The following is a 6,001-nucleotide window of genomic DNA, read 5'->3' as shown; positions in this document are numbered from 1 at the left end:
CCCTGAAAGGATCAGTCGTGAACACAGCCATTCTCGGAACTGGGTCATACGTCCCAGAAAAAATTTTGACGAGTGAAGAAATGGAAGATCTTCTCGGTCTCGACCGCGGCAAGATCTTCGAGAAGACCGGCATCCGCGAACGCCGTGTGGCAGCACCGCACGAGGCCACCTCGGATCTGGCTGCCCACGCCGCACGACAGGCGCTCGCCGCGGCAGGCATGCAGGCCCGGGACATCAATCTGATCGTGCTTGCCACATCCACACCCGACCAGCCCATGCCCGCCACCGCATGCCACGTTCAAGCATCCATCGGCGCCACTCGAGCGTTCGCCTTCGACATTCAAGCGGTCTGCAGCGGCTTCATCTACGCGCTGAAGTGCGCCGACTCCCTACTTGCCGCGGACCCGGATTACTCCACCGCCTTGGTTATTGGCGCCGACACCTATTCGCGCATTCTTGACTACACCGACTACCGCACCTCGACTCTTTTCGGAGACGGTGCTGGCGCGGTCGTCCTCGGCAAGGTACCTGACGGACAAGGCCTGTTGGCGAGCACCCTGTACTCGGACGGACGCAACACGGACTTGATCCAGATCCCAGGCGGAGGCAGTCGAATGCCTCCGAGCCATCTCAGCATCGAGAAACATCAGCACTACTTCATGATGAACGGCCGGGAGGTTCGTCGCCTGGCAACCGAGAAGTTGGCAGCAGTCGTGACGGAACTGTGCACGACTGTGGGTGTAACGCTGCCCGACGTTGATCTCATCGTGTCCCATCAGGCGAACGGCGTGATGCTGGCCGACCTGGCTGAGAACCTGGGGCTCGCCCCGGGCATGTTGCATCTCACCGTCGGCAGGTACGGCAACACCGGTGCCGCTTCCGTGCCGATCACACTGGATGACGCTGTACGGGCCAGTCGGCTCCAGCGGGACTCCCTGCTCCTTATGGTGGCTTTCGGCGGCGGCGCGACGTGGGGTGGGATCGCCTTGCGCTGGGCGTAGGCCCGATATCAAGCAGTCGCCGATCCCGGCGCGGTCATCGCGACCGGCCGGGCGCCATCCCCACATTCCGGTCAGGCACCAGTCGCGAGGACGAACCGGCCACCCGCCAACCGAATGGTGTGTCTTGAGCAGGAAGGACTCAGCCATGTTCCGCTGCGTCGCCATCGTCAACCGTGGTGAGGCCGCGATGCGCCTCATCCGAGCCGTTCGGGAGATAGTCGCCGAGACCGCAACAGCGATCGAGACCGTCGCCCTGTACACCGATGTCGACCGCACCGCGACGTTCGTGCGCGAGGCCGACAGGGCCTACTGTCTTGGCCCGGCCGCCGCGCGTCCCTATCTCGACCTGAGGGTCCTGGAGCGCGCGCTGGTGGAGACTGGGGCCGACGCCGCGTGGGTCGGCTGGGGCTTCGTCGCGGAGGACCCGGCGTTCGAAGAGCTTTGCGAGAGGCTCGGGGTCACCTTCATCGGGCCCAGTTCCGAGGCCATGCGCAAGCTCGGCGACAAGATCGGCGCGAAGCGAATCGCCGAGGAGGTCGGCGTGCCGATCGCGCCGTGGAGCCGCGGTCCGGTCGAGAGCCTGGACGCCGCCCTGGCGGCGGCTTCCAAGATCGGCTATCCGCTTATGCTCAAGGCGGCCGCGGGCGGCGGTGGTCGGGGCATCCGTATGATCAGGGACGAGTCCGAGCTTGTCAACGCCTTCGAGCGCACCAGGCAAGAGGCCGCGCGGGCGTTCGGCATCGATGTCATGTTCCTGGAGCGCCTAATTACTGGGGCCCGGCACGTCGAGGTCCAGGTGATTGCCGACAGCCAGGGCACCGCGTGGGCGCTCGGCGTCCGCGACTGCTCGGTGCAGCGGCGCAACCAGAAGGTGATCGAGGAGTCGGCCTCGCCGGTGCTCAGCCCGGAGCAGGCGGCCAACCTCAAGGCTGCGGCCGAGCGGTTGATCGTCGCGGTCGGCTACCGGGGCGCGGCGACCGTCGAGTTCCTCTACCACCCCGGCGACAAGCAGACCACGTTTCTCGAGGTCAACACCCGCCTGCAGGTCGAGCACCCGATCACCGAGGCCACCACCGGGTTCGACCTGGTCAAGGCCCAACTACACGTGGCCTCGGGCGGCCGGCTGCAGGGCGCGCGGCCGGTCGAGCGCGGACACGCCGTCGAGGCCCGGCTCAACGCGGAGGACCCCGACCGCGACTTCATGCCGTGCCCGGGCCACATCACGCGGCTGGAGCTGCCAGCCGGACCCGGCATCCGTGTCGACGCTGGCTTCAGCGAGGGCGACACCATCCCGGCCGACTTCGACTCGATGATCGTGAAGATCATCGCCTACGGCCGCGATCGCGACGAGGCGCTGGGCCGGCTGCGCCGGGCAATCCAGGGGACCAAAGTGGTCATCAAAGGTGGTGTCACGAACAAGAGCTTCCTGCTGGACCTGCTCAACCGGCCCGAGGTGATCGACGCCAGCGCGGACACCGGCTGGATCGACCGCGTCGGGGACAGGCTTGTCTCGCACCGGAACTCCGCCGTGGCCCTGGTGGCAGCGGCCATCGACGCGTACGAGGAGAAGGAGCACGCCGAGCGGCAGCGGCTGCTGTTGACGGCGTTCGGCGGACGCCCGCAGGTGCAGCACGACAGCGGTCGGCCGCTGGACCTCAAGTTGCGCGGCGTCGGCTACCAGGCGCGCGTGGCGCGGCGGGGCCCGTGCCGGTTCCACGTCAGCCTCGAAGCGGGCGCCGACGTCCGCACCGCTGACGTCACGATTGACCGCTTCGATCGGCACACCGGGCAGATCGTCGTCAACGGTGCCCGGTACCGGCTACTCGCCGACATCCACGGGCCCGTCCACCTGATCGAGGTGGACGGCGTCACACACCGGGTCAGCCGCGACGAGGGCGACGTCGTCCGCTCGCCCATGCCTGCCATGGTCATCGCCACGCCGCTGGAGGTTGGCGCCGAGATCGAGGCGGGCGCACAAATCCTGGTGCTGGAGAGCATGAAAATGGAGACGGTGCTGCAGGCGCCATTCAAGGCGCGGGTGAGGGAATGCTTCGTCTCCGTGGGCAGCCAGGTGGAGGCGGGTGCGCCGCTGCTGCGGCTGGAGCCGATCGCCGGTGCCGAGGTCGAGGACAGCCCGGCTGCCCCGGCGGCCGGGCTGGACCTGCCGACCGCGCCCGAGGAGGTCCCGGCGCGTGAGCGCACCGCGCGCGGCCTGGAGGATCTGCGCGCTTTGCTGCTGGGCTTCGACCTGCACGATGAGCGCCAGGCGCTCCACGACTACCTCGCCGCGCGTCGGGCGGCCACCGAGAAGGGCCACCAGCCGCTGGCCAAGGAGCTCGAAATCATCGAAATATTCGCCGACCTGGCCGAGCTGAGCCGGAACCGGCCTGCCCGCATGGACGTCGGCGATGAGGGCCACCCGCGCAGCCCTCACGAGCACTTCCACACCTACCTGCGCAGCCTCGATGTCGAGCGGGCCGGGCTAACGGAGTCGTTCCAGGCCAAACTGGCCAAGGCGCTCGGGCATTACGACGTCACCGACCTGAAACGCTCCCCCGAGCTCGAGGCCGCGGTGTTCCGAATCTTCCTTGCCCGGCAGCCTGCCACCGCCAAGGTGGCCGCCAAGGTAGTTGCGGCGCTGCTGGAATCGTGGCGGTGGGAGCCGCCGCCGGACAAGTCCGTGCACAAACCGGTGTATCTGGCGCTAGAGCGGCTGGTGACCGCCACGAAGGGCCACTTCCCCGTGGTTGCCGACCTCGCGCTCGACGTGATGTTCGCCTGGTTCCAGCATCAGCAGCAGTTGCTGCGCCGTGCTCAGGAGCGCATCCGTATCTTCGAGCACCTGCTCCACCTGGACGCCTACCCGGACGCGCCGGATCGCACCGAGCGCATCGCCGAGATGGTGCGCAGCACCGAGCCGCTGGTGCCGCTGCTGGGCCAGCGGCTGCTGCGCGGCGACCAGGATAACACGGTCATACTGGAAGTGCTGACCCGCCGGTACTACGGCAACAAGGACCTCACCCACATCCGCGCCACCGAGTACGCCGGCTACCGATTCTGGGTGGCCGAGCGCGCGGGCTCCAGGCTCGTCTCCTGCGCAGTGGGCTTCGACGCGCTGGACGCGGCGCTGGGTGGGCTTGCGGAGCTGGCAGGCGGCGAGCGCTCCGTCGATGCTGACATCTACCTGTCCTGGGAGAACCAGCCGGCGGACTCCGACGTGATGGCGGCCGTGCTGGGCGAGGCCGCCAGCGCGCACCCGCTGCCGCCCCAGGTGCGTCGGCTCACCATCACCATCACCCCGGAGGCAGCTGCACGATGACCCACCACTTCACGTTCCGGCCGTCGGACGCCGGGATGGCCGAGGAACGGCCGATCCGCGGCCTGCACCCGTGCATCGCGCAGCGGATGCAGCTGGAGCGGCTGAGCAAATTCGACCTCACCCGGCTGCCGTCGTCAGACGAGGATGTGTACCTCTACCAGTGCGTGGCGCGGGAGAATCCGTCGGATAACCGCTTTGTCGCGTTCATCCAGGTATGCGACCTGTTTAGGGAGCACGATCATGATGGCCAGCTGGTCGCGTTGCCAGCGGCCGAGGAGGCCGTGGCCGCCTGCGTCGACTCGATCCGCCGCGCGCGGTCGCTGCGACCGTCGGACAAGCGTTTCAACACCAACCGGATCGTGGTCTACGTCTGGCCGCCGAGCGACATCACCCGCACCGAGCTAGAGATGATCACTGAGCGTGTGCTGCTGATGACCGCGGACGCCGAGCTAGAGGAGATCCTGTTCATCGCCCAGCAGCGCAGCCCGCAGACCGGCGAGCTGTCTAAGATCGCCCTGTGTGTCTCCTTCAAGACCACGGGCGTCGAGCTGACCGTTGGCGAGCCTTCGGTCGAGCCGATCGAGCCGATCGACGATTACCGGCTCAAGGTGCTGCGCGCGAGCAACCGCAAGATGATGCACCCATATGAACTGACCGACCTGCTCGGCGACTTCGTCGAGTACGACCTCGACGACAGCTGCGCGCTGGTGCCGGTCGACCGGCCGAAGGGGCACAACACCGCGGCGATCGTCGTGGGTGTGGCCACCGCCCCGACCAGGCTGCACCCGCAGGGTGTCACCAGGGTCGTACTGCTCAGCGACCCGACGAAGTCGCTCGGCGCACTGTCAGAGCCGGAGTGCCGCCGCGTGATCGCCGCACTGAACCTGGCCGAGCGGATGCGGTTGCCGCTGGAATGGTACGCGCTGTCCTCCGGTGCCCGGATCTCCATGGAATCGGGCACGGAGAACATGGACTGGGTGGGCGCGGCACTCAAGCAGATCGTCGAGTTCACCCAGGCCGGCAGCGAGATCAACATCGCGGTCACGGGCATCACCGTCGGTGCGCAGCCGTACTGGAACGCCGAGGCGACGATGCTCATGCACACCAAGGGCATCCTGGTGATGACCCCGGACTCGACGATGGTGCTCACCGGCAAGCAGGCAGTGGATGTCTCCGGCGGCGTGTCGGCCGAGGACAACTTCGGCATTGGCGGCTACGACCGAGTGATGGGCCCGAACGGGCAGGGGCAGTATTGGGCGCCGAACCTGACCGCCGCCGTGGACGTGCTGATGGCACACTACAACCACACATATGTCGCCCCCGGCGAGGATGGTCCGCGGCGAGCGGAGACGAACGACCCCGTCGACCGCGACATCTCCGACTACCCTCACTCGGTGGCTGGCAGCGACTTCACATCCGTCGGTGAGATCTTCTCCGCCGAGGCCAACCCGGACCGCAAGAAGCCCTTCGGCATCCGCCCTGTGATGGAGGCGCTGTCCGACCAGGACCACCCGGTGCTGGAACGCTGGAAGCACATGGAGGGCGCGGAGACCGCGGTGGTGTGGGACGTACACCTCGGCGGCATACCGGTATGCCTGATCGGCATCGAGTCGCGCGCTGTGCCGCGGCACGGTTTCCCGCCTGCCGACGGCCCGGAAATCTATACTTTGGGCACACTGTT

Annotated in this window: 3 protein-coding genes; all 3 read left to right on the top strand. The window is 67.4% G+C overall.

Annotated elements, in window-relative coordinates; translation table 11 throughout:
* Positions 1–17: 17 nt before the first annotated feature.
* Positions 18–1,001, top strand: coding sequence for a 3-oxoacyl-ACP synthase III family protein (locus AC08OX_RS13880; protein ID WP_476608208.1), 984 nt, complete (start codon positions 18–20; stop codon positions 999–1,001).
* A complete protein-coding gene (locus tag AC08OX_RS13875; RefSeq protein WP_476608207.1) occupies positions 898–4,320 on the top strand; it encodes an ATP-binding protein in 3,423 nt (1,140 codons plus the stop codon). The genes AC08OX_RS13880 and AC08OX_RS13875 overlap by 104 nt, the downstream gene beginning before the upstream one ends.
* Positions 4,317–6,001: carboxyl transferase domain-containing protein (locus tag AC08OX_RS13870; protein WP_476608206.1), on the top strand; the 1,685-nt coding region annotated here is incomplete at its 3' end. The genes AC08OX_RS13875 and AC08OX_RS13870, both read left to right, overlap by 4 nt.

The sequence above is a fragment of the Frankia sp. CoBUL1 genome, from assembly GCF_978021245.1.
The sequence above is the reverse complement of the archived record's forward strand: the minus strand, read 5'-3'. Positions and strand labels throughout refer to the sequence as shown.